Source organism: Phormidesmis priestleyi ULC007, from assembly GCF_003003695.1.
GTDB lineage: Bacteria > Cyanobacteriota > Cyanobacteriia > Leptolyngbyales > Leptolyngbyaceae > Phormidesmis_A > Phormidesmis_A priestleyi_A.
Map to the genome: position 1 here is coordinate 38,295 of NZ_PVWG01000010.1, position 23,916 is coordinate 62,210.

The window sequence follows — 23,916 nt, forward strand, 5'->3', positions numbered from 1 at the left end:
AAATTCAGTCGTGCTTGTTGACCCGAAAGCCCACCCGGAAATTAATTTCTTGGCGGACTTGACCGCAGCGAGTCGCGACAACTGACACAGGATTTTGAACAGACTCCAGGAGGAATCGCTTAAGCTGTTCTCAATAAGCCGTACGATCGCCGCCCCATGACTGACTCATTTTCTCGCCAACCCTTGCCCGAAGTCACCGTTAGAGAACTTGCTCAGATGTTGACAGACGCTTCAAACACTCTGCAACTCATAGACGTGCGGGAATCGTGGGAGATCGAGACCGCTAGCTTATCCAATTTTGTGAATTTGCCGTTGAGCGAGTTTGCCCAGTGGTCTGAAGCGATCGAGACCCGGCTTGACCGTGATCAAGAAACGCTAGTCTTGTGTCATCACGGAGTGCGCTCTGCCCAGATGTGTCAGTGGTTGATCAATCAGGGCTTTACGCAAGTCAGAAATATTGCAGGCGGCATTGATGCTTACTCGATCGTCGTTGATTCCAGTGTTCCACGCTACTAGAGCAGCGATTTGAATCGTTGATTTTTGATGTGTGTGTTACGACAGTGATCCTAGATAAAAGACAAAATTAAGAATCTGCTATCTTGAATTCAATCCCAATGTGCATCTGTGTCTGAATCCTTTATTGTTCTTGAATTTTGAAAGACTGCGATCGTAATCTCGTTTAATAAAAATGTCCCTACCCATCAATCTCACAAACCGTCAGCAGCAGGTTCTTTGGGCAACGGTGCGCCACTATATCGCGACTGCTGAACCCGTTGGCTCAGAAGCGCTAGTTAAAGAATATAATCTTAGCGTCAGTTCTGCCACGATTCGCAATGCGATGGGGGTGTTAGAAAAATCAGGTCTGCTTTATCAGCCTCACATTTCAGCCGGGCGAGTTCCTTCTGATTCTGGCTATCGAATTTATGTAGACAAGCTGATCAAACCCTCGACTGAGGCGACCAGTCAAATTGAGCAACTGCTGGCAGGTCGCCTTAATTGGGATGAGTGGAGCTTTGAGGCGCTATTGAGAGGGGCAGCCCAGATTCTGGCGACTCTCAGCGGTTATATCACTTTGATCACCATGCCCCTGACGCGCACAACCGAGCTACGCCACTTGCAGCTTGTGCAGATCGACCCTGAGCGAATCATGCTGATTGTGGTTACAGACACCTATGAAACGCGATCGGTGCTGATGGAGTTGCCCAAGCTTGAAGACGATGCCGAAATTGATGCCGAAAAGGTCGATCGTGAACTCCAAATTCTCTCAAACTTTCTCAACGAGCAACTAAAAGGACGATCGCCCGCCGACATCGCTACCCTTGATTGGAGCGAGTTGGGACGCGAGTTTGAACGCTATAGTCATTCGCTCACGTCGCTGCTTGCCGATTTGACTCGTCGCTTTTCACAATCGTCTGCGGTGCCGACGCAAATTTTAATTAGCGGAGTCTCAGAAGTGTTGAGACAGCCCGAATTTTCGGAGCTGCATCACATCAAAACCATCATGCATCTACTCGAAGAAGAACAGCACCAGCTAATGCCGCTGATCTTTGACCAACCCGACTTAGATGGGTCGGGGCGACGAGTTACCGTTCGCATTGGCTCTGAGAATCCTTTAGAACCGATGCGAACCTGTACGCTGATTTCTTCAACCTATAATCGTGGGTCTGCGGCGGTGGGAAGTGTGGGCGTTTTGGGCCCGACGCGGATGGTTTATGAAGATACGATCGCGCTCGTTGAAGCCACAGCAGATTATCTATCAGATGCGCTGGGTTAGTTGATCGGCTTCAAGATTGCTTCTAGCAGCAGATCTGCCCCAAACCGAACGGGATCGGTGCAGGGAAGTCCGGTTTCTTGTTGGGCGTGGGCGATCGCATCTCTAGCGGCTTCATCATCTAAATGGGCGGTGTTGAGCGCAATGCCCACTACAGGGGCAGGTGCAAATGAGCCTCCAGCAGCGGCAACGGTTTCATAGACGTAAACCGCGTTTTGAAGTGACGGAATTGGCACATCGGGAAAGGTGCGAATGTGATTCTGTCCGGCTCGATGCACCAGAATCAAATGAGTGGGCTGACTGCCTCGAATTAATGGCAATGTCGCTGTAGAAGCAGGATTCATCAAAGAACCCTGTCCTTCAATCAACAACATCTCATAGTCATGTCCATAGCGCATGACGAGTTGCTCGACGGCACCTGCGGCAAAATCAACTCGAATTGCATCTAAAGGGATGCCATCACCCGCGATCATGATGCCTGCCTGACCCGTGCCGAGAAACTTCGAGTTTATGCCTCGTTTGTGAGCCGCTCGATCGAGTTCTAACGTCGTCGCCATTTTGCCCACGCCCATATCAGTGCCCACGGTTAAAACTCGCAAACAGGGCAACGATCGCGCTTCACCGCTCCCAACTTTTAACCCCAATGGCTCTTGCCGAATATCCCAAATCCACTGCCCTGCTTTGAGCAGATCTTTGAGTTCGGGAATCGCAGACATTTGCGTGTGCAGTCCATTCATGATCGACAGTCCTGCGGCGGCAGCTTGCTTGAGTTCGGTCAGCCAAGCCTCAGGTAAGGCTCCGCCAGAGGGAGCAATGCCGATCGCTAACACCGTTGGCTGATAGGCAAGTGCTTCGGAGACAGACGAGACGATCGGAGCGTGACAAGAAATTCCGGTGAGGGCGGTTAGGGATTCTCCGGCACATTGACGATCGATGACAGCGGCGATCGTGTCAGGTCGATAACGCAGCAGGGCGAGTCCGGTTTTGCCTTGTGTGCCGCGAATTCCTTCTTGAAGAAGAACAGCAATTCGAGAATTTGACGTGAGCATGGTTTAACTCTGATCGAGAAAGAACTTGAAGCGAGGAAAGCCTTCTATTGATTCGACTCTCCAACAAGTATTCAGACTCTTAACCCAAGCATGTCGTTTTTGACAAGACAATGCAACTGCATTACCATTAGAATAAAGTTTCATCAATGGGTTTTGAGATTGCTATGGACGTAACCCAAGCTCCATGTCCAGAATCTACTTTGACCGATCGTTATCAAACTACAGTCCCTGAACCCGTTCGCAGAGCGCTTGGCTTGAATAAGCGTGACAAAATTTGTTACACCATTCAAGCTAACGGTCAGGTAGTGATTTCTCGCGCTGATCAGACGGAGAGCGATCCCATACTTGGGCAGTTTCTAAATTTCCTTGGGCGAGATATCGAAAAGAATCCTCGGCACCTACAAGCGATTAGCTCTGATTTAATAAGTCGTGTTCAGTCACTGGTTGCTGAAGTTGATCTTGATCTTGATGCACCCCTCTCTGAAGAGGATGAATAAGTTTGTCTGTCAATCCGTCACTAGTGATTAATGGGTGGAACATATTTGCTCATTCTCTCTTCCTCAACCAGGTTGAAGAACTTTTGACGCAGGTTGAACAGTTGCGTCAGAAGCATCCTAAAGACTACAAGAAAAAGAACGCCACGAAGCGTTTGGCTGCTATGGCAAAGCTGGCATTTGATGTGATTCCTCAAGACCCAACCCGCAGCGATTATCGCCAAGGCACTACACTCGGCGATGAGTATAAGCATTGGTTTAGAGCTAAATTTTTTCAGCAATACCGACTGTTTTTTCGATGCCATCAACAGAGCAAAATTATTGTTTTCGTTTGGGTTAATGATGAAAACTCTAAACGAGCCTATAACAGTAACACGGACGCTTATCGAGTTTTCAGGAAAATGCTTGAAGGAGGTCACCCTCCAGACGATTGGAATGATTTACTCAAAGACGCGAAAGGTGAAACTAATCGTTTAGCGAAAGTGGTCAAAGTAGAAATTTAACTGACTCTGACGATGTGGAGAATTTAGCGTTGGCTTGTTAGCGTTGTAATAGAAGATCGCTACAACGATGACTACTTAAATGGAGTCTAGCAAGCTCACGCTCGATCGCTTCACGTCTACCGATCGATTAACTTTTGAAATGGAGCAGCAGACCAGCCCACGATCGCAGCAATCATCAACAATCCGCCGCTTAGACCTAATACTGTCTCGACGCTGCTGAGTTGGGTGACAGCGCCCGCCAACAACAAGCCGAGTGGGACTGCTGCAAAACTAATGGCGATGAGGGAGGTGAAAACTTGTCCCGCCAGCATTTGGGGTGTTTCTTCTTGCAGAATCGTTTGTTCCAAGGGGTTGCCTGCCCCCAACAATAAACCTGCGAATGCGGACAAAATAATGATGATGCTAGGTTGCGTTGTGAAGAACCCACAGAGCGCGATCGCGACTCCACTAACTAGCAGTCTGCCGTAAAAAATTAGAGAGCGAGAACAGAGACGACTCAGCCACGAAAACGACAGAGCGCCCAAGGTTGCGTTGATGCCAAAGGCTGACAGACAAGCGCCTAACAAGGTAGGGTTATTGAAGACTTGAGTGGTCAGCACAGGAAGCAGCAGCCCTAAAAAAGGCAGAATCACAAAGTTGGCAATCATGCCGATGAGTGCTAGCGATCGCAGTTGAGAATTACCAAAAATGAAGCGTATGCCCAGCAGAATATCGGTATGGAAACTTGCTGGTAATCGCTTCTGTGTCTTGGGAACTGCCAGGATGAAGATGATGGCGCAGAGCAAAAAACTGGCAGCATTGACGAAAAAGGCATTGATAGTTCCGACGGTTCCGATTAAACCAACCCCGACGATCTGGCCCACAAAATCAGCCCCATTCTCTAGTCCACCGCGCAGCGTATTCACTTTTTCTAACGGCTTTCTAGCAAACCTGGCAAGTCTGGGTACGAGTGTTTGTCGGGCAGCAATGCCGGATGGATCGAACAATGCGCCAACAAAGACTAGTAGAAAAACTAGGCTGGGTGAGACCTTGCCGAGGTAGATAAAAGCCAGTGGCAATGTTAATACAGAAATGCAGCTTAACAGATCAGCTATGATACTCACCGACCATGCACCCAATCGGTCGATCGCTCTACCGCCTACAAACGCAGCCATTAGGATGGGAATAATATTTGCTGCACTCGCAATGCCAGTCATCAGAGGCGACTGAGTTTGTTGCAATATTAGAATAGGAATGGCGATCGCCGCAATCTGATTGCCCAACAACGAGAGGAACTCAGCACTGATCAAGCCAAATAAGGGGATAGTTGATGTCCTGAGATTTATGAAATTGTTCATATAGCAATTCCTGGGTAGATAAAGTACATCTTGGCTTGTTAAACAAGAGACTTAAGCCCCTTGTTTGTATCTCACCGAATTGGGAAACGCTATAGAATATGAATCATTATGTTTAAAGTTATTTCTCCTGGTTTTTCACAAGAGTGCGATCGCTGGCTGGATGCGTTAACAACCGCTAAGTCGCTGATGCCCCAATGCAAGTGGATGCAGGATGTCCGCATTTTTGAAGACGGACATTTGGTGTGGATTTATAGTCGATCGCATAAGTATCCGCAATTTGTAGGAGCAGGGACTTACGATCGATTGGCAAAGCGATTTTTGTTAGAGACGATCGTAGACGAAAATGCGGTAGAAATTAGAAACGATGAGGAACTCTCTAACTAGGAAAAACAATGGCTGAACAAACAATAATGGGCGCGGTTCGCACAACTGTAAAACTAACCAATGCGGGTGACGAAAGTATGGTGAGCCGGGGAGTCCTTGCTCCTCGTCATCTCCGCGAATATGAGGGGCAGGCGCTTGTCGATACGGGCGCAGTTATGCTGGTGATTCCGCAAAGTGTGGCAGAGCAGCTTGGCTTGCGAATTCGAGGTCAGCAGGTGGCTAGATTTGCCAATGGTGCTGAAGAACTGGTAGGGATTACAGAACCGATCATCGTCGAGTGTGAAGGGCGGATCACGGCCGATGAAGCACTTGTTGTAGGGGATGAAATTCTGATTGGGCAGGTGATATTAGAAAAGTTGGATTTGCTGCCAGATTGCAAAAATCAGCGATTAATTCCTAATCCAGCTAATCCTGATTACCCGGTTGCGATGATTAAATAAAAAACGATCGCTCCTCTCAAAGAACGATCGTTACTCAACAAAACAATTCAACCGCTAGTTTCGTGAATTAGTCGGAGATTGATAATAAATCTTTGAGCCGTCATCTGAGACGAAGTGACACGCTAGATAAGAGCGGAAGAACCCCTTCCAGATTGGTTCGCTCGACTTGCGATAATAACCGCCCAAAACTGGCTTAATCGCTTCGGTCGCTGTCTTGAGATGATAGTGAGGCATATTTGAGAAAATGTGGTGCGCCACATGCGTGCCAATGTTGTGATGAATTGAATTGAACACGCCATAGTCACGATCGATCGTAGACAGTGCCCCTTTCAAAAAATACCAATCAGTGCCGCGATACCACGGAATATCGTCTTCGGTGTGGTGGAGAAACGTCACTAAATCTAGCCACACGACAAAGCCGATGTAGCCCATCAGATAATATTTCACCAAAAACAGCAGCCCGTGCTGATAAGTCAAAACGCCCAAGAACCCGACCATCAAGATTAAACAAACCGTGCTGGTGATCACGCCGTTTCGTTCGGAGGGCTTAAAGAGGGAACTGCTCGGCATAAAGTGAGAACCCTGCTTGCCCGGAGAGCGACGAAACAGATAGAGCGGATATGCCAACAAGGGCAGATAAAAGCGCATTAGCTTTTCTGCATGGCCCATCTGCTTGTATTGGGTCTCGGTGACTGGATACCAGCTTTCGTCAGTTTCAATGTTGCCCGTGTTGGCGTGGTGAGTGCGGTGGCTGATGCGCCAACCGTGATACGGCACCAAGATCGGGGTGTGAGATAAATGACCGACGAGATTATTCAGCCATTTGTGTTTTGAGAATGAGCCGTGTCCGCAGTCGTGCCCAACCACAAAAAGCGCCCAAAACATGGTGCCTTGAGCAAACCAGAAGATTGGGTAAAACCACCAGGAATCGAGATAAGCGGCTAGGGCATACAGCCCTGCCAAGATTCCTAAATCGAGAAAGAAGTAGGAGAGCGATCGCCCAGTAGATGGCTCAAAACAAGAATCTGGAATCGCCGATCGCACATCTTTGAGAGTAAAAGGAATCTCACCTGATTGTAGAGAAGGGTCTACTACAGCAGACGAATCGAATGAAACGGAATGAACTTGCACGTACTTTTGGGTCTGCCGAAAACTTAGTTAGCTCGGTCATTTTAACGTTTAGAGGTGTCTATTATCACAACTAGAGCTTAACTTTGTAAAGAATTTTCAAGCGTCTGCCTAATTTAGTAAGGATATGGTAGAAAAATTTGCATCTTAGAGTAATCCCCTGCCATTAACTTTGTTCAGCAAGATCCCCAGATTAAGGATCTAGGTGTTCTTTTGCTCTAGTTTGCGGCTTACTTGTGACATCGTGTAACAAAACATCCAGTAGATTAAACCAATAAACAAATAGACTTCTGCATAACGTCCTAAAAACTGAGGTTGCGCCAATATAGAACGGGTAATGCCCGTTAGTTCAACCAAGGCAAACAATGAGAGTAATGACGTATCTTTGAATAGCGAGATGAATTGACCGACAATTGCAGGAATCACAGTTCTTAACGCTTGCGGCAACACAATCAACAACAAAGATAAAGGCGTGTTTAATCCCAATGCTTTAGCGGCCTCGATCTGACCTCGTGGAATGGACTGCAATCCACCCCGCACATTTTCTGCAAGGTAGGCAGCGTTAAAGAGAACTAATCCAGCGATCGCTCTGACCAATCGATCGAGTTGCACCTGACCCGGCAGCACTAGAGGCAGCATCACCAGTGCCATAAACAAAATTCCGATCAGTGGCAACCCGCGAATTAGTTCAATATAAATCGTACAAAAACCTCGCAAAACCGGGAGAGCGCTCTGTCTTCCTAATGCTAATAAGATTCCTAGAGGAAACGCTAAAGCAATGCTAATGCTTGCCGCTAATAACGTGAGTAATAATCCATTCCATAAATTAGTTCCAACCGGAGTGAGAATAAATCCGCCTCCGATCAGCCATAAGATAATTAAAAAAGAAACGGGAATGATAATCGCTAAAAATCGTCTTTGTTTAGGGTTGAGAATTCCATTCGCGATCGTGCCTACAACGATCGCCAACGCCAGCCACAATCGCCAAATCTGATCGGTTGGATACCGTCCCACAAAAAACAACGGCAAATTGGATGTGACAACCTCCCATTGCGCTTTGTTGAATGCCCAGTTAATTACTCCATAGCCAACCCAGATCGAGAGAGCGAGACAGACGATCGACAGCAGACTGTTATACCAGGTGTTAAAAAGATTTTTGCGAAGCCAACCGATCGGGGAGTTTTGAGTTTTGGGTTTTGAGTTCATCAGCGTTCTATGATTTGGACTGAACGATTATAGAGATTCATTAGAGAAGAAATCACAAGGCTGATCGTGAGATAGGTTGCACAAATGAGAATCATGACTTCGACAGCCCGACCTGTTTGATTAAACGTTGTGGATGCGATCGCGTATAAGTCAGGATAACCAACGGCGATCGCTAAACTCGAATTTTTTGCCAAGTTCAAATACTGATTAGACAACGGCGGAATAATCGCTCGCAGCGCTTGCGGAAAAACCACCAATCGCATCAGCAATCCGGGTTTGAGTCCGAGCGATCGGGCCGCCTCCCACTGTCCTTTAGGCACCGATTGAATGCCCCCGCGCACAATCTCGGCAATAAACGTCCCGGTGTAAATGGTTAGCCCAGCCAGCAGTGCCGAAAATTCTGGTGAAAGCTGTAGCCCAAACAACCCCACTCCGCGATTACTAAAGTTAATGAATCCTAAAGAGATGGCATCTTCGGGTTTGGGCAAACTCAGAAATACTGCAAAATACCAGAAAAAAAGCTGCAAGAGTAAAGGCGTATTTCGTAGCCCTTCTACATAAATCGTCGCCAGCTTTTGCACAAGCCAGTTATCAGACAGACGGGCAATTCCAGCCGTGACCCCGATCGCCGTTGCGATGACAATTCCTGCAATAATCACCCGCAAAGAGTTGAGTAACCCAACTAACAAAGCCAGATTGTAGCTATCAGAGGGCTTGTAGGCGAAGGGAATATCTCCGATCGTAAACCCAGCTTGCGATCGCAAAAAATTAAACCCAAACTGAATGCCCAGTTGCCGCAGATTACGAGTGAGATTATTTCCTAAAAATGCGAGGGAGGACACGATCAAGACGACGGCGATCGCTTGTCCTGCAAACCGCCAAAATCGAATATTTCGCCAAAAAGGAGTCATTCTTTAGCGTCAAGAGAAGTGATCAACTCAGCTTAATGCTTTATAGGTGCGATGGCGCAAAGCACTAACAGATTTCTGCTATGACATTAGAGAAGTCAATCAACTAGCTGCTACTTTGATTAAAGCTAGAAAAATCTAATGCCTAAAAAAGCATCGACCCTTAATTTCAACCATTCCAACGATCGGTTCTAATTATGAATCTGAGTTTCTGCATCATTGTCAAAAATGAAGAGGCAGCGTTGCCCCAATGTCTCGCGAGTGTGCGTGATGTCGTTGACGAAATGGTTGTGTTAGACACTGGATCAACAGATAACACGATCGCGATCGCGCAATCTTTCAACGCTCACGTCTATTCTTTTGAATGGTGTAATGATTTCTCAGCCGCCCGCAACGAATCTCTTAAATATGTGCAGGGCGACTGGGTTTTAGTGTTAGATGCTGACGAAGTGTTAGTGCCAGAGATCATTCCTGAACTTCGGCAAGCCATTTGCAGTCCGCATCATCTTCTGGTTAATCTCGTCCGTCAAGAAGTTGGAGCCGCTCAGTCACCTTACTCGCTGGTGTCTCGGTTGTTTCGTCGCCATCGAGATATTCATTTCACTCGCCCCTATCACGCAATGGTAGACGACAGCGTTGAAGCGATCGTGCGCCACGAACCCGGCTGGCAAATCGGCTACTTACCCGATGTCGCAATTTTGCACTATGGCTATCAGGCAAGCGCGATCGCTGCCCGTGACAAATTTGCTAAAGCCCGCACCATCATGGAAGGCTTTCTGGCAAATCATCCCACCGATCCTTATGTGTGCAGCAAGTTAGGCGCACTGTATGTTGAAATGGGAGCGAAAACGCGAGGGTTACGATTATTAGAATGGGGACTGCAATCGATTCAAAATCAGTCTCAGATCGAGGCTCCGATTCTGTATGAATTGCATTATCATCTGGGTTGTGTTTATGGCGAACAAAATTCACTTCAAGCAGAGCAACACTATCAGTTAGCGGTTCAACAATCGATTTTGCCTAAACTAAAATTAGGTGCCATCAATAATTGGGGAAATTTGCTCAAAGAAAAAGGCGATTTAGTCGGTGCAAAAGCTTTATATGAGCAAGCGTTAGAAATCGATCCAGCGTTGGCGATCGCTCACAACAATCTCGGCATCACCTTAAAAGCTCTCGGACAGTTTGGAGACGCGATCGCTCATTACCAAACCGCGATCGACTTGCAGCCCAATTACGCCGAAGCCCATCAAAACCTCGGTGTGGTTTTCTTAAAAGTGGGTCGTGTTAGCGAAAGCTTGGCGGCCTTTGGACAAGCGATCGCGCTGCACGAACAAACGGGATCATCAGAAGGCGATCGACTCAGAAAAGGACTCCGAGAAATGGGATTTGAATTGTGATCAGAGATAAATTTGTAGTCTGCTTCTACCAAATCTTCGCCATTTGCAGAATAAATCCTGGTAATTCTGGATCACCACTCACCGATTCTGGATGCTGTAAAACTTTAGGCGATCGCAGGGGACGATAAAGATGAACGGTCTGATTTTTGCGATCGATTAAAAACCCCAGCATTGCCCCATTCTCAATATATTCCTGCATTTTGTTTTGCAAACTTTTTAGAGTGTCGCTAGACGATCGCAGTTCAATCACAAAATCAGGACAGATCGGCGCAAACGAGGCTTTTTGTTTGTCGGTGAGGGCATTCCAGCGATCGGACTTAATCCAGGAAGCATCGGGCGATCGAATGGCTCCGTTGGGTAGAGTGAAGCCTGCACTAGAGTCAAAGGCTTCTCCCGTGCCGTCTTGATCTGCCCAATTCGTCACTTGTTGGGTCAGCCTGGTATTACGATTGCCCGTATCTGAAAAGGCTGGCGGCATAATAATCACTTCCCCATTCACAGACAACTCAAGTCGCAGCTCAGAATTCAGTTGACACAATTCATAGAATTGCTCGTGAGTCGTTTTTCCCATAGAAGGGAGATGAACTGTCAGAGGAATGGATTCAGATTGAATGAGCAGCGTGGTCATTGTGCTCTTGGGTTGAGAAATTAGTAGCCTTAATTCTAGTATTACTTCAGTAAAACTGTGGAAAAGCTTGTTTTTTGGTATGACGGCCACCTGATCAGAGGGCAAAAGCTGGAACTGGCGATCGACGATCCCGCTTTAATTTATGGAGCCACCGTCTTTACGACTCTGCGTGTTTACCAATCGCTCGATCATCCGCTTACAAGTTGGACAGAACATCTCACTCGACTGCGATCGAGCTTAGAAGCCTTTCACTGGTCACAGCCCGACTGGGAGCGAACTCACCAAGGGGCAACATTGTTAGCCACCCAATTTCCAGTCCTCAAAATTGTGATTTTTCCTGATGGGCGCGAGTGGATTACGGGGCGATTTTTGCCGCAAGACTTAGCCCAACGACAGCAAAACGGAATTGTTGCGTGGGTCGCAGATTCTCACTTGCAGCGATCGCTCCCCAACCACAAAACCGGAAATTATCTCGCGCCTTGGCTGGCACTCCAACAAGCCCAGAGAGCAGGCGCACAAGAAGCTATTCTCACTGACGACACAGGCAACTGGCTCGAAACCAGCACTGGAAATTTGTGGGGTTGGCGAAACGGATCTTGGTGGACACCTCCCCTAAAGGCAGGAATTCTCCCCGGAATTTTGAGAAATCACCTCATCCACAAACTGAGATGGCAGAATGAAGAAGTAATTGAGAAATCCTGGAATGCTGAGTTGATCGAGACATTTGAGGCGATCGCTTACACCAATTGCGTGATGGAAGTGATTCCAATTCACACAATTCTGAGAGATGCTGACTCACTGCTCTATGACCCAGCCCACCTGAGTTTTCAGAGATTGCGAGGGCTTTTCTTCACCTCACCCCTCAGAAGATTCTCAGAGTGAGTTAATATTAATTAACATTAAAAAACTGAGAATATCATCCCTAACGCTAGGAGGACTATCACTGGTGAATAAACGCTGGAGAAACGCAGGACTGTACGCGCTCCTGGCAATTGTTGTCATTGCATTGGCAACCGCATTTTTTGACAAACAGCCTGCCCCAGGCACCACTTGGCGCTATAGCCAATTTGTCCAAGAAGTTCAAAGTAATAAAGTTGAGAAAGTCAGCATCAGTGCCGATCGCAGCATCGCACGGGCGCAGCTTCAAGATGGCACTTATGTTCGGGTCAATTTACCCAGCGACCCCGACCTAATCAATATCTTGATTAAGAATAATGTTGATATCTCAGTGCTGCCTCAACAAGATGAAAGCTTCTGGCTGAGAGCGTTGAGTAGTCTATTCTTTCCCGTTTTGCTGCTGGTGGGTCTATTCTTCCTACTGCGTCGTGCCCAAAACGGGCCGGGCAACCAGGCAATGAACTTTGGCAAATCAAAAGCCAGAGTGCAGATGGAGCCACAAACCCAAGTTACGTTTGGCGATGTCGCAGGCATTGACCAGGCAAAACTAGAACTCAATGAAGTTGTAGACTTCTTGAAAAACGCCGATCGCTTTACCGCAGTCGGTGCCAAGATTCCTAAAGGCGTTCTGCTCGTCGGGCCTCCTGGAACGGGTAAAACCCTTCTAGCAAGAGCCGTTGCGGGTGAAGCGGGCGTTCCCTTTTTCTCAATCTCTGGTTCTGAGTTTGTTGAAATGTTTGTCGGCGTGGGTGCGTCCCGCGTCCGTGACTTATTTGAGCAAGCCAAAACCAACGCGCCTTGCATCGTCTTCATTGATGAAATTGATGCCGTCGGTCGCCAACGGGGTGCTGGCTTAGGCGGCGGCAACGATGAGCGAGAGCAAACCCTCAACCAGTTGCTGACCGAGATGGATGGTTTCGAGGGCAACACCGGAATCATTATCATCGCAGCCACCAACCGTCCTGATGTCTTGGATGCGGCGCTCCTTCGTCCCGGTCGTTTTGACCGTCAAGTCGTCGTCGATCGCCCCGATTATGCAGGTCGCCTCGAAATTCTCAACGTTCACTCTCGCGGCAAAACGCTGTCAAAAGACGTTGACCTTGAGAAAATTGCGCGTCGAACTCCTGGCTTCACAGGTGCTGATCTCGCTAACCTGCTCAACGAAGCCGCAATTCTAGCCGCTCGTCGCAATCTGACCGAAATTTCGATGGATGAAGTTAACGATGCGATCGATCGCGTCTTGGCCGGCCCTGAGAAGAAAGATCGCGTCATGAGCGAAAAGCGCAAAGAGCTAGTCGCTTACCACGAAGCAGGTCACGCATTAGTCGGTGCTTTGATGCCCGATTACGATCCGGTGCAGAAAATCAGCATTATTCCTCGTGGTCGTGCGGGTGGTTTGACCTGGTTTACGCCTAGCGAAGACCGCATGGATTCTGGCTTATACTCCCGCTCTTATCTGCAAAACCAGATGGCAGTGGCTCTGGGCGGTCGGTTGGCCGAAGAACTCGTCTATGGCGAAGAAGAAGTGACGACTGGCGCTTCTAATGACCTTCAGCAAGTGGCACGAGTTGCTCGTCAGATGGTGACTCGCTTTGGGATGAGCGATCGCCTCGGCCCTGTCGCGTTGGGTCGTCAGCAAGGCAACATGTTTATGGGGCGCGATATCGCTGCTGAACGTGACTTTTCTGATGAAACGGCTGCCACGATCGATGACGAAGTGCGGAGCTTGGTCGAGCAAGCTTATCGTCGCTGTAAGCAAGTTTTAGTCGAAAACCGTCACATCTTAAATCAGCTAGCAGAACTGCTGGTTGAGAAAGAAACGGTAGACGCTGAAGAACTGCAAGAATTGTTGGCAAGCAACGATGTCAAGATGGCCTCGATCGCTTAACCGCATTCCTCTCTAATTATCGTGAAGGCAGTCCAGAACTTAATTCTGGGCTGCTTTTTTAATTCAGCCGATCGCATCTTTAAGGAAATTACCCAATAAACTGACTGACGAAATTAAGATAACCTTGCCGTCCGCCCTTTTGTGTCCAGAGTTTGATCGAAGATTGAATTCGTTTTAGGCAAGCCACGATCGTATCAACTTCGACCGTCGGAGGTGCTTTAGCAATGCCTTTAGGGTTAGCTATGGTTGCCCGACCTAAGCGCCATTCACACATCTGCTGTACCGACTCCATAACCTTTCTGCTAACGCCTCGAATAGGACGAGAACTAATCGATTTTCCTTGTGCTTCTGCACCATAAATTCGGACTAGGGCTTCGAGTGCGGTCGCAACTTCTGCATCAATCAGATCAGGGTTTTCTTTATAGATCTGGATGATGCCAGATTCGATGTTTTGTAGCACGTCTTCGTATTCTTCTTCGATCGCCATCAGATCTCCCTCCCAAATTGACTCTGCGAGAGTTTTGGCGTTGCTGAATGCAAACATGAATTGCCCCTCTAGCCCCCCAAGTTTGAGGGGAAGCAGAATTTTAAAGTCCCCCAAAATTGGGGAATTTAGGGGGCGAAAGGATTCAGCCTTGATAGACAGATTCATACTTGCATTCAGCAACGCCAGAATTTTTAACTAAGAAACTTGTTTAAGACTACCAAGTATTTTTTGATTTACTGCCGTAAGTTCCTTTGATCGCTTTTAGCAACTTTTTGATCGTCACATTGCCCAATTTTAATAACCGATACGGCGGTTCCAACTCCTTTGATCCAGAATCCTTATCTTCTGGGCTGCCTCTGACAGAGGAGATGTGTCAAAGTGGAAATATATAGAAATCGTAAAATATGGCGATCGTCGCTTCCCCTGCTGGAAGTCCTTATTCACAATACAAAAGAGTCAGGATTTTGTCAGCACGCTATTTGAGTTCTTTACTTCGTCTTTAGTTGCCTTATGAACAGTGCTTTTCTCACTCGTCTTCACAGCCCCGATCGTCCTGTGCTTGTTTTTGATGGCGCAATGGGCACCAATTTACAAGTGCAAGATCTCACCGCCGCCGACTTTGGCGGAGCCGACTATGAAGGCTGTAACGAATATCTGGTACACACCAAACCAGAGGCAGTTGAGAAAGTTCACCGAGATTTTCTGGCAGCCGGGGCGGATGTGATTGAGACCGATACTTTCGGCAGCAGTTCTTTTGTGTTGGCTGAATATGACTTGGCGGATCAAGCCTACTCTCTCAGCAAAACCGCCGCAGAATTAGCAAGACGAGTCGCCGATGAGTTTTCAACTCCAGAGAAACCTCGCTTTGTCGCTGGCTCGATCGGTCCTGGCACCAAACTTCCCACATTGGGCAACATCGACTATGACACGCTCAAAGCCGCCTTTGCAGAACAGGCAGAAGGCTTGTATGACGGGGGCGTAGACCTCTTTCTCGTCGAGACGTGTCAAGATGTGCTGCAAATCAAAGCGGCGTTAAACGGCATCGAACAAGTGTTTAAGAAAAAGGGCGATCGTCGTCCTTTAATGGTGTCGGTGACGATGGAAATTCAGGGCACGATGTTGGTGGGATCTGATATTAGTGCGGTGTTGTCTATTCTGGAGCCATATCCGATCGACATTCTCGGATTGAATTGTGCAACGGGGCCCGATCGCATGGCAGAACACATTAAATATCTGTCGGCTCATTCGCCATTCATCGTCTCTTGTATTCCCAATGCGGGGCTTCCTGAAAACGTCGGTGGACACGCTCACTATAAACTAACGCCAATGGAATTGAGAATGGCGCTAGGTCACTTTGTTGAAGATCTGGGAGTGCAAGTCATTGGAGGTTGCTGTGGCACTCGCCCCGATCATATTCAACAGTTGGCAGAGGTCGCGTTAACGCTGAAACCCAAAGAGCGCCAGGTTCGCAGCAATGGACAAGTGGCGGCGCGTCCGGTTCTACACTATGTGCCTTCGGCGGCTTCAATTTATAGCGCCCAGCCTTACGAGCAAGATAATTCGTTTTTGATTATTGGCGAACGGTTGAATGCTAGTGGCTCTAAAAAGTGTCGCGACTTACTGAATGCAGAAGATTGGGATGGCTTGGTAGCGTTGGCACGATCGCAGGTCAAAGAAGGAGCACACATCCTTGATGTCAACGTCGATTATGTCGGACGCGACGGCGTGAAAGATATGCACGAGTTGGTGTCTCGACTCGTGACGAACGTCAATCTCCCACTGATGCTCGACTCGACCGAATGGGAAAAAATGGAAGCCGGACTGAAAGTTGCCGGGGGCAAATGTCTGCTCAACTCCACCAACTATGAAGACGGAGAAGAACGCTTTCTGAAAGTGCTAGAACTCGCCAAAGAATATGGGGCGGGTGTGGTGATTGGCACGATCGACGAAGACGGCATGGCACGAACGGCTGAAAAGAAATTCGCGATCGCGCAACGTGCCTATCGTCAAGCCGTTGAGTTTGGCATTCCATCTTACGAGATTTTTTTTGATACGTTAGCGTTGCCGATTTCAACCGGGATTGAGGAAGATCGGGCGAATGGGAAGGCAACGATCGAGTCCATTCGGATGATTCGCGAACATCTGCCGGGATGTCACATTACCCTCGGCGTTTCTAACATCTCGTTTGGCTTAAATGCGGCGGCGCGACAGGTGTTGAACTCGACGTTTTTGCACGAAGCCACTCAGGTGGGAATGGATAGCGCGATTATCAGTGCTGCCAAGATTTTGCCGATGGCGAAGATTGCCCCAGAGCATCAAGAAATCTGTCGCAAACTGATTTACGATCAGCGGCAATTTGACGGTGATATTTGTGTCTACGATCCGCTTGGAGAATTGACGACGGTGTTTGAAGGCGCAACAACAAAGCGCGATCGTAGCGAAGATGCCAAACTTCCGATCGAAGAACGCCTCAAGCGCCACATCATTGATGGTGAGCGCATCGGACTCGAAGACGCGCTCAAAGTTGCGTTAGAAAAATATCCGCCTTTGGAGATTATCAACGTCTACTTGCTAGACGGGATGAAAACAGTCGGTGAATTATTCGGGTCGGGTCAGATGCAACTGCCGTTTGTGCTGCAATCTGCTGAGACGATGAAGTCTGCGGTCGCTTTCTTAGAGCCGCTGATGGAGAAAAAAGAAGCCGGACAGTCGAAAGGTGTAATGCTAATTGCTACTGTCAAAGGTGACGTTCACGACATCGGCAAAAATCTGGTAGACATCATTCTTACCAACAATGGCTATAAAGTGATCAACCTGGGAATTAAACAGTCCGTAGACAAGATTATTGATGCTTACATGGAACACAAAGCCGATTGCATTGCGATGAGCGGCTTACTCGTAAAGTCAACGGCTTTCATGAAAGATAACCTGGCAGTCTTCAACGAAAAAGGGATCACAGTTCCGGTGATTTTGGGAGGTGCAGCGCTAACGCCAAAATTTGTCTATGAGGATTGTCAAAAAACCTACAACGGTCGAGTGGTTTACGGTAAAGATGCCTTCTCTGATCTCCACTTCATGGATAAATTCATGCCCGCTAAGAACAACGGCGAGTGGAATGATCTAAAAGGTTTCTTAAATGAAGCATTAGCAGCCGATTTAACAGAAACTGTAACAGACGAGCAAACGGTAGATGTAACGGATGCCGAAACTGTTTCTGAAGTGTTGCCGGAAGATTTAACCCGATCGGAGTCGATCGATCCCAACATTCCCCGCCCCACACCTCCCTTTTGGGGCACCAAAATTCTGCAACCGTCTGACCTTCCCTGGCAAGAACTCTTCTGGCATCTAGACCTGCAGGCACTGATCGCCGGACAGTGGCAGTTCCGCAAACCACGAGAACAGACTCGCGAAGACTACGACCAATTTCTAGCAGAAAAAGTCTACCCGATTCTAGACATCTGGAAACACCGCATTGTTGAGGAAAACTTGCTGCATCCTCAAGCGATTTACGGCTACTTCCCCTGTCAGTCAGAAGGTAACTCGCTGCACCTCTATGACCCGAACACACTCGATATATCGGCTCCTGTTGCGACGTTTAACTTTCCTCGGCAGCGATCGCTGCGTCGCTATTGCATTTCCGACTTCTTCGCCTCTAAAGAGTCGGGGCAAATCGATGTCTTTCCCATGCAAGCGGTGACAATGGGTGAAGTCGCAACCCAATTCGCAAAGACGCTGTTTGAGGCGGATAACTACACCGATTATCTCTACTTCCACGGCATGGCGGTTTCGATGGCAGAAGCCCTTGCTGAATGGGTTCACGCTCAAATTCGCCGCGAGTTGGGCTTTGGCGACGCAGACTCCGACAACATCCGCGATATCTTGGCACAACGCTATCAGGGTTCTCGCTATAGTTTCGGCTATCCGGCGTGTCCCAACATTCACGACCAATATAAGCTGCTAGAACTGTTGGGCAGCGATCGCTTAAATCTGCACATGGATGAGAGTGAACAACTCTATCCAGAACAATCGACAACAGCGATCATCGCCTACCATCCTGCGGCGAAATACTTCAGCGCATAGGATTCAACTTATAAAACTGGTTAGGCGAGATGTGAGCAATTGCATCTCGCTTATTATTTAAGTAGTCGATCGTGAGTGATTGCCATGCAAGCCACAGAAGTCAAAAAACGCTACACCCCAGAAGAGTACCTTACTCTCGAAGAAAAAGCTGAATTCAAAAGTGAATACCACGATGGAGAAATTATCCCGATGACAGGCGGATCTTTGAATCACAACCGAATCATCTTGTCAGTTGCTGCATTCCTGAAATATGCTCTGCGGGGTAAAGGCTATGAGCCGTTTAGTAGCGATGTTCGTTTATGGATTCCTAAGCATCGCAGGTTCACGTATCCCGATGTGATGGTGATTCAGGGTGAGCCTGTGCTTTACGAAAATCGTACTGATACTGTTCTCAATCCTCGATCGATTGTCGAAGTATTATCTAAATCAACACAAGAGTATGATCAGAACGAGAAATTTAGGTACTATCGATCGATTCCTGAACTACAAGAATATGTATTAATCAATCAATACCAATTAGAGATTCAGCAATACACTAAAACAGAAGACAACCTCTGGATTTATCGCGTGTACGAATCGACGGAAGACATCGTAAAGTTTGCCTCAATTGATGTTGAAATGAACGTCGCTGAAATTTATGAGGGTGTGTCTTTTGAAGAAGTCATTGCATCAGAGTCGTAACGCTTTTTGGGCATAAATCTTTATGATTCCAGCAATTCTTAATCAGTCAGAGTTAAGTTTTGAAATGTTTGTTGATCGCTACCTAGAGAACGATCGCTATGAATTGATCGATGGAGAATTAATTGACTTGGAACCTACGGGACTTCATGAACAAGTAACAGGATTCGTGATCATGATTCATCAATTAGTAAATGGGGAATATTAGAGTCAGCAGTTTCGAGGGAGCGATCGATTAGTTTCTCCAACATTCTCAGAATTGCAAATAGCAGCAGCGCAAATTTTTGCGGCAGGAGATTTAGATTAGCTCAAGCGATTTGGTATACTGCCTCGCAAAGCTTTCTATAGCTGTAGCCACACAGCTTAGGACGCGGTTCAGCACCCTAAGTACCAAGAGATCTAAGCCCCTTAGTGATTTCTTGCCGCAGCATTTCTTCTAAATATCGACTAATTCTGCGGTGCCGATGAGTCGCTGGGGTCATTTGAATCAGTTCCCCATCGATAAACTCATATCGATAATTACTTCCGTCGTCATAAGTTAGATAGTCGCCAAAGCTCAGTTTGACAGAAGCCTGGGGCATGCTTATGGATCAGAGACGCGGGTGCTGCTCTTACATTAACGACTGTTGCTTTATTACCTTCGGGTCAAATTCAGTTTTTGCTTGATGATCAGCCAGAAGAACGGGAGATCGTCTATGAGATAGCGTTTCCAGAGGCGAGTAGGTTCACACCACAAGCAATAGAGCCACTCTAAGCACAAGTTGCTCATCCAGTCGGGCGATCGCGGCTTGTTTCCGGCTTCAAAGTCGATCGAGGCACCCACCGCCATAAAAATATCGATCTGGGGAAGCTGGTTTTTGTATTTAGAAATCCAGATCTCTTGTTTGGGTGCGCCGACCCCAATCACCAAAACAGTTGCGGGAGAATCGTTGATCATCCGCACGATCGCTTGACACTCGATCTCGTCTTTCTCAAACCCAAATGAGGGAGAATGCGCCTCGACGATAATTTCTCGGCCAGTTTTGCGGTTGATGCGTTCTTTTGCCCGATCGGCAATGCCCTCAGAGCCTCCTAGCAGAAAGATTTTGATTTTTTCGTTAGTTTTATGATGTTCACAAAAAATTGGGAAAAGTTCAGAGCCGGAGATTTTGGCTTGCAAAGGAGAGCCTAAAAACTTAGAGGCATAGAGAACAATTTGACTATCGCAAATCTTGTAATCGGCGACTTCATAAGCTTGTCGGAAGGTGGGATCATGTTGCAGCTTCATCAAATGATCGACGTTTGGTGTAAAGACAACCCCTTTTGTGAGTCGATCGAGCAGCTCCTTTCGCGACAAGTTGTCGATTTGAACGTTGAGAACTTCGACTTTCTCGCGAAGTGACGTGCGATTTTCACGGATGATTTCGTTGGCAGTCGAAGCGAGGACGGCTTTTCTAAAATCTCGATAAAGCCGTTGAACCTGTTCTTTCCTGACAACTCTTGGAGTTTCTCGAGCCATAGTGATCTACTCGCAAAGGATCGGATGCGACCTATCTCGACTGAAATAATCGCATCCCTACCACTAAAGGCGTGTCAGCGAATCATGTTCGCAGCATTTACCTCTAGCTATAGAGTGATTAATATGACTCAAATCGCAGTGTTTATATCGGCTCATCGAAAAGAATTCATCAAACCTAAATCACTATGAGGCGTTTGCTCACAAAACTTTTGCTCTCAGCCAGGCGATCGGCAACGCCACCATCTTTTTCGGCTTTGACACATAAGCCCGTTGGCGAAAATTATCGTAATCGTTGCGCTCAATCACATCCAAAATCTGGCTATAGAGCATCAAGGCCGACCAGACGGGCCATCGAGCATCCTCGCTCAGGGCACCGATTCCACTTTCTGCTAAGGCATAAAACTTGCGCGCCCGTTGAATTTGAAACGCCATCAATGCCCGCCACCGATCGTCAACGACCCCTTTAAGCAGATCGTCTTCGGTGTAATTAAAAAGTGCCAAATCTTCGAGAGGCAGGTAGATGCGACCGCGACTGGCATCTTCGCCGACATCGCGGAGAATGTTAGTGAGTTGATTGGCGATGCCGAGGGCGATCGCTTCGTCGATCGGATTATTGGTTTTGGGCTGATCCCACGGGGCGGTGGGCAGAGTCTCATCTCGACCCATCACCGTTGTAGACATCAACCCCACGGTTCCGGCGACGCGGTAGCAGTAAAGCTCTAGCTCATCAAAGGTCTGATAGCGACTGCGGTACAGATCCATCCGCTGCCCGGCAATCATGTCTCGGAATGGCTCGATATCGAGCGGAAACTGCTCTAGCGTATCGACGAGGGCAACATCATAGTGATCATGAGGGTAACCGACAAAAATCGCTTCGAGTCGTCGTTCCCACTGATCTAACGTCTCGTTGGTCGTTAAGCTGGCGTTAGGCCCATCGACAAGTTCATCGGTGCGACGGCACCAGACATAAATTGCCCAGATTGCTCGACGTTTCTCCGCCGACATCAGGAGCGTTCCTAGATAGAACGTTTTGGAATACTTTGCCGTGATTTTGCGGCAAAGCTCGTAGGCTTCTTCTACAGAAGCCAGGGTTCTTATGCAGGAGGTAGTTGGTTCGGGCAATTGCAGCATTCTGTTGCAGTCTGGAGGGTTGACAAAGCGCTACTTGCTATGGGGTCGAGACTAGGCTGCGCTGCTCTCCGGGAGAGACAGCAAGCGATGGATAGTTTTCGATCGCTTGCGCTGTCAGCTTACCAGAAAGTACGGCACCTTCCATACTGCCAAGATATCGCTGCATTGTATAGCTACCCGAAAGGAAGAAGTTTTTCACGGGTGTGGTCTGGTCAGGACGAAATGCCTGTCGCCCTGGAGACGCGGTGTAGACCGATCGAGGGGTCTTCACTACCTTATATTTCCGCAGTGTGACTGGGCTGTCGGTTTTGAAGTGCTGAGGGAAAAGTTTTTCAATCTCGATCAGGGTTGCTGCAATGATTTCTTTATCGGATTTATCGATCCAGTCTTTGGCGGGGGCAAGCACGAGTTCTAGCATTGAGCGATCGGGGTCTTCATAGCCTTTGCAAGTTACGCTCATGTCTGCGTAGACGCTCAGGAGATTCGAGCGTGAGAATAATAATTGGTCAATGTCGGTGAGCTTACGATCGAACCACAAGTGCAAGTTGATCACGGGCACCCCTTCTAGACCGTCTAGCTTTTTAAAGAAATCCATCGATTTCCAGGCATCGGGTCTAAGGACTTTCATCACATCGACCGACATGGCTGAAACGTAAGCATCGGCGGTGACCACTTCATCAGGTGCGCCATCAATGCCCCGAATTGCAAATCCACGAACCGTATTATCTGCGTTTAGAAGAATTTCTTTGAGCGGTTTTTTGAGATGAACTTCTCCGCCGTGATCGGTGATGTAGTCAACGATCGGTTGACACAAACGCTCAGTTGGTGAGCCATCTAAAAAGGCAATTTTAGAGCCGTAACGCTCTTGCAAAAAGCGATTGAGCGCCGTCAGAAGAATTGTAGAAGACACCTCATCGGGATTGATGAACGTCAACGCTTTTGTCGCTGCAATAAAAATATCGCTGTTGACCTTCTCATCAATGCCCTGCCGCTCCAGCCATTCTAGAAAGCTATATTTGTCCATCTCTTCGACATATTTTTGACCGCGAATGATGGCGGGAAGCAGCCCCCACGCAAACCGAATCTTCTGCTCCCAGGTCAGCATATCGTTGTTGCGGAGAATCGATGCAATCACGTTGAAGGGCGCAGGAATGTCAGGCACATCGAAGCGAGACAAAACTCCTGGCTTTTCGGGCTGATTAAAGATCAGAGTGTGCTGTTTCCACTGAAGTCGATCGGAGATGCCCAGCTCTGCCATCAGTTGCAGCATGTTTGGATAAGCCCCAAAAAAGGCGTGTAGCCCTGTTTCATACCAGTCTCCGTCTTCATCCTTCCAGGCAGCCACTAAGCCACCTAAAACGTCCCGACTTTCTAGCACGATTGGGGTATGCCCTGCATCGACTAAATATTTGGCGCAGGATAGCCCTGCTAGTCCGCCTCCGGCGATCGCAACTCGCATGTCTTCTCTTAAAGAATGATTGAACGTTAATTCGTTCTGATTATACGTTGCAAACCGTTACATTTTCAGCCTGCTGAAGAGAATTGTTGTTTCAGACAAAAAATATGCAGGAAGTAATGAGGATATATCCAAAGCTTTACAATTCTTTACATCATCTGAAATAGGCGAGGTCGTCGTGCATCTTCTCGATTGATCAAAATGAAAAATCTTCGCGAATCTATCTGTGTGTATAGAGGTCTAAGTTTCAGTTGCCAAATATTCTTGAATAACTTCTGCGGAGAGCATTTTGACTTGTGTCCAAGTAGAGGCGATCGTGACTCAGTGATCTCAAGTTTAGTGTTGTCAATAGTGCTGCAACCGGATAATATTTATCCCAATCTCAATGTTCTAGTCTCATTTGGGTTTTGTGTTCCTGCCTTCACCCTTTGCAAAAGCGCTACTCTTTCCCAGATCTCGACTGTCCAGATAGCAGAATTTCATCTGTCAGCCAAACTTTAGTAGCTTTTTGCAAAATCCCTGTGGTCATCAATTCTGAGAGCTTGCCCACCCAAAG

At 47.7% G+C, this 23,916-nt stretch carries 23 protein-coding genes; 12 read left to right on the forward strand and 11 right to left on the reverse strand.

Features of this window, described 5'->3' with window-relative positions:
* The first annotated feature begins 156 nt into the window (after nucleotides 1-156).
* Nucleotides 157-516 (forward strand): rhodanese-like domain-containing protein, encoded by a 360-nt coding sequence (locus C7B65_RS11025; RefSeq protein WP_073071885.1) that lies wholly within the window; start codon nucleotides 157-159, stop codon nucleotides 514-516.
* A gap of 172 nt (nucleotides 517-688) precedes the next feature.
* Nucleotides 689-1,774, forward strand: coding sequence for a heat-inducible transcriptional repressor HrcA (hrcA, locus tag C7B65_RS11030; RefSeq protein WP_073071887.1), 1,086 nt, complete (start codon nucleotides 689-691; stop codon nucleotides 1,772-1,774).
* Here the strand turns inward: hrcA and C7B65_RS11035 are convergent.
* Nucleotides 1,771-2,820 carry an N-acetyltransferase DgcN family protein gene (locus C7B65_RS11035; protein ID WP_073071889.1) on the reverse strand — a complete coding sequence of 350 codons (1,050 nt, stop codon included), beginning with the start codon at nucleotides 2,818-2,820 and terminating at the stop codon, nucleotides 1,771-1,773. The genes hrcA and C7B65_RS11035 overlap by 4 nt on opposite strands.
* Nucleotides 2,821-2,984: 164 nt before the next feature.
* On the opposite strand from C7B65_RS11035, the gene C7B65_RS11040 reads away from it, so the two are divergent.
* Together C7B65_RS11040 and C7B65_RS11045 are read left to right on the forward strand one after the other, a co-directional pair.
* Nucleotides 2,985-3,317, forward strand: a complete 333-nt coding sequence (locus C7B65_RS11040) for a type II toxin-antitoxin system PrlF family antitoxin (RefSeq protein WP_073072084.1) — start codon at nucleotides 2,985-2,987, stop codon at nucleotides 3,315-3,317.
* A gap of 2 nt (nucleotides 3,318-3,319) precedes the next feature.
* Complete coding sequence (locus tag C7B65_RS11045) at nucleotides 3,320-3,817, forward strand: type II toxin-antitoxin system YhaV family toxin (protein WP_073071891.1); 498 nt, start codon at nucleotides 3,320-3,322, stop codon at nucleotides 3,815-3,817.
* 116 nt (nucleotides 3,818-3,933) lie between these two features.
* On the opposite strand, the gene C7B65_RS11050 is transcribed toward C7B65_RS11045, so the two are convergent.
* The gene (locus C7B65_RS11050) at nucleotides 3,934-5,154 is read right to left on the reverse strand and encodes an MFS transporter (RefSeq protein ID WP_083582917.1); all 1,221 of its coding nucleotides are present in this window, start codon (nucleotides 5,152-5,154) and stop codon (nucleotides 3,934-3,936) included.
* 108 nt (nucleotides 5,155-5,262) lie between these two features.
* On the opposite strand from C7B65_RS11050, the gene C7B65_RS11055 reads away from it, so the two are divergent.
* Entirely contained in the window at nucleotides 5,263-5,538 is a 276-nt protein-coding gene (locus C7B65_RS11055; protein WP_073071895.1) for a hypothetical protein, read from the forward strand.
* An 8-nt stretch (nucleotides 5,539-5,546) separates the two neighbouring features.
* Nucleotides 5,547-5,978, forward strand: a complete 432-nt coding sequence (locus C7B65_RS11060; protein ID WP_073071897.1) for a retroviral-like aspartic protease family protein — start codon at nucleotides 5,547-5,549, stop codon at nucleotides 5,976-5,978.
* A gap of 54 nt (nucleotides 5,979-6,032) precedes the next feature.
* Here the strand turns inward: C7B65_RS11060 and C7B65_RS11065 are convergent, their stop codons facing one another.
* The 3 genes from C7B65_RS11065 to C7B65_RS11075 form a co-directional block, all read right to left on the reverse strand.
* The gene (locus C7B65_RS11065; protein ID WP_073071899.1) at nucleotides 6,033-7,109 is read right to left on the reverse strand and encodes a fatty acid desaturase; all 1,077 of its coding nucleotides are present in this window, start codon (nucleotides 7,107-7,109) and stop codon (nucleotides 6,033-6,035) included.
* Between the two features lie 198 nt (nucleotides 7,110-7,307).
* A complete protein-coding gene (locus C7B65_RS11070; RefSeq protein ID WP_073071908.1) occupies nucleotides 7,308-8,312 on the reverse strand; it encodes an amino acid ABC transporter permease in 1,005 nt (334 codons plus the stop codon).
* Nucleotides 8,312-9,223: an amino acid ABC transporter permease gene (locus C7B65_RS11075; RefSeq protein WP_073071910.1), complete on the reverse strand. Its 912-nt coding sequence runs from the start codon at nucleotides 9,221-9,223 to the stop codon at nucleotides 8,312-8,314. Before C7B65_RS11075 ends, C7B65_RS11070 begins: the two co-directional genes overlap by 1 nt.
* Nucleotides 9,224-9,417: 194 nt before the next feature.
* Between C7B65_RS11075 and C7B65_RS11080 the strand changes: the two genes are divergently transcribed.
* Nucleotides 9,418-10,617: a glycosyltransferase gene (locus C7B65_RS11080; RefSeq protein WP_073071912.1), complete on the forward strand. Its 1,200-nt coding sequence runs from the start codon at nucleotides 9,418-9,420 to the stop codon at nucleotides 10,615-10,617.
* Nucleotides 10,618-10,642: 25 nt separating this feature from the next.
* On the opposite strand, the gene C7B65_RS11085 is transcribed toward C7B65_RS11080, so the two are convergent.
* Nucleotides 10,643-11,245, reverse strand: coding sequence for a Uma2 family endonuclease (locus C7B65_RS11085; RefSeq protein WP_073071914.1), 603 nt, complete (start codon nucleotides 11,243-11,245; stop codon nucleotides 10,643-10,645).
* A 57-nt stretch (nucleotides 11,246-11,302) separates the two neighbouring features.
* On the opposite strand from C7B65_RS11085, the gene C7B65_RS11090 reads away from it, so the two are divergent.
* Both C7B65_RS11090 and ftsH3 read left to right on the forward strand, forming a co-directional pair.
* Nucleotides 11,303-12,127: an aminotransferase class IV gene (locus C7B65_RS11090; RefSeq protein ID WP_073071916.1), complete on the forward strand. Its 825-nt coding sequence runs from the start codon at nucleotides 11,303-11,305 to the stop codon at nucleotides 12,125-12,127.
* A gap of 64 nt (nucleotides 12,128-12,191) precedes the next feature.
* Nucleotides 12,192-14,030 carry an ATP-dependent zinc metalloprotease FtsH3 gene (ftsH3, locus tag C7B65_RS11095; RefSeq protein ID WP_073071918.1) on the forward strand — a complete coding sequence of 613 codons (1,839 nt, stop codon included), beginning with the start codon at nucleotides 12,192-12,194 and terminating at the stop codon, nucleotides 14,028-14,030.
* An 88-nt stretch (nucleotides 14,031-14,118) separates the two neighbouring features.
* Here the strand turns inward: ftsH3 and C7B65_RS11100 are convergent, their stop codons facing one another.
* Nucleotides 14,119-14,574 carry a hypothetical protein gene (locus tag C7B65_RS11100; protein WP_219898488.1) on the reverse strand — a complete coding sequence of 152 codons (456 nt, stop codon included), beginning with the start codon at nucleotides 14,572-14,574 and terminating at the stop codon, nucleotides 14,119-14,121.
* A 453-nt stretch (nucleotides 14,575-15,027) separates the two neighbouring features.
* Between C7B65_RS11100 and metH the strand changes: the two genes are divergently transcribed.
* The 3 genes from metH (at nucleotide 15,028) to C7B65_RS28770 (ending at nucleotide 19,483) form a co-directional block, all read left to right on the forward strand.
* On the forward strand, nucleotides 15,028-18,597 hold the full coding sequence (metH, locus tag C7B65_RS11105) for a methionine synthase (RefSeq protein ID WP_073071920.1): 3,570 nt from the start codon (nucleotides 15,028-15,030) through the stop codon (nucleotides 18,595-18,597).
* A gap of 84 nt (nucleotides 18,598-18,681) precedes the next feature.
* Entirely contained in the window at nucleotides 18,682-19,278 is a 597-nt protein-coding gene (locus C7B65_RS11110; protein WP_073071922.1) for a Uma2 family endonuclease, read from the forward strand.
* Nucleotides 19,279-19,300: 22 nt separating this feature from the next.
* Nucleotides 19,301-19,483 carry a hypothetical protein gene (locus C7B65_RS28770; protein ID WP_073071924.1) on the forward strand — a complete coding sequence of 61 codons (183 nt, stop codon included), beginning with the start codon at nucleotides 19,301-19,303 and terminating at the stop codon, nucleotides 19,481-19,483.
* 175 nt (nucleotides 19,484-19,658) lie between these two features.
* Here the strand turns inward: C7B65_RS28770 and C7B65_RS11120 are convergent, their stop codons facing one another.
* The 4 genes from C7B65_RS11120 to pds all read right to left on the reverse strand — a co-directional run bounded on the left by C7B65_RS11120 (nucleotide 19,659) and on the right by pds (nucleotide 23,363).
* Entirely contained in the window at nucleotides 19,659-19,856 is a 198-nt protein-coding gene (locus C7B65_RS11120; RefSeq protein ID WP_073071926.1) for a Uma2 family endonuclease, read from the reverse strand.
* 53 nt (nucleotides 19,857-19,909) lie between these two features.
* On the reverse strand, nucleotides 19,910-20,773 hold the full coding sequence (locus C7B65_RS11125; protein WP_083582919.1) for a WecB/TagA/CpsF family glycosyltransferase: 864 nt from the start codon (nucleotides 20,771-20,773) through the stop codon (nucleotides 19,910-19,912).
* Nucleotides 20,774-20,971: 198 nt separating this feature from the next.
* A complete protein-coding gene (crtB, locus tag C7B65_RS11130) occupies nucleotides 20,972-21,904 on the reverse strand; it encodes a 15-cis-phytoene synthase CrtB (protein WP_073071928.1) in 933 nt (310 codons plus the stop codon).
* 37 nt (nucleotides 21,905-21,941) lie between these two features.
* Complete coding sequence (pds, locus tag C7B65_RS11135) at nucleotides 21,942-23,363, reverse strand: 15-cis-phytoene desaturase (protein ID WP_073071930.1); 1,422 nt, start codon at nucleotides 23,361-23,363, stop codon at nucleotides 21,942-21,944.
* Between the last annotated feature and the right edge of the window lie 553 nt (nucleotides 23,364-23,916).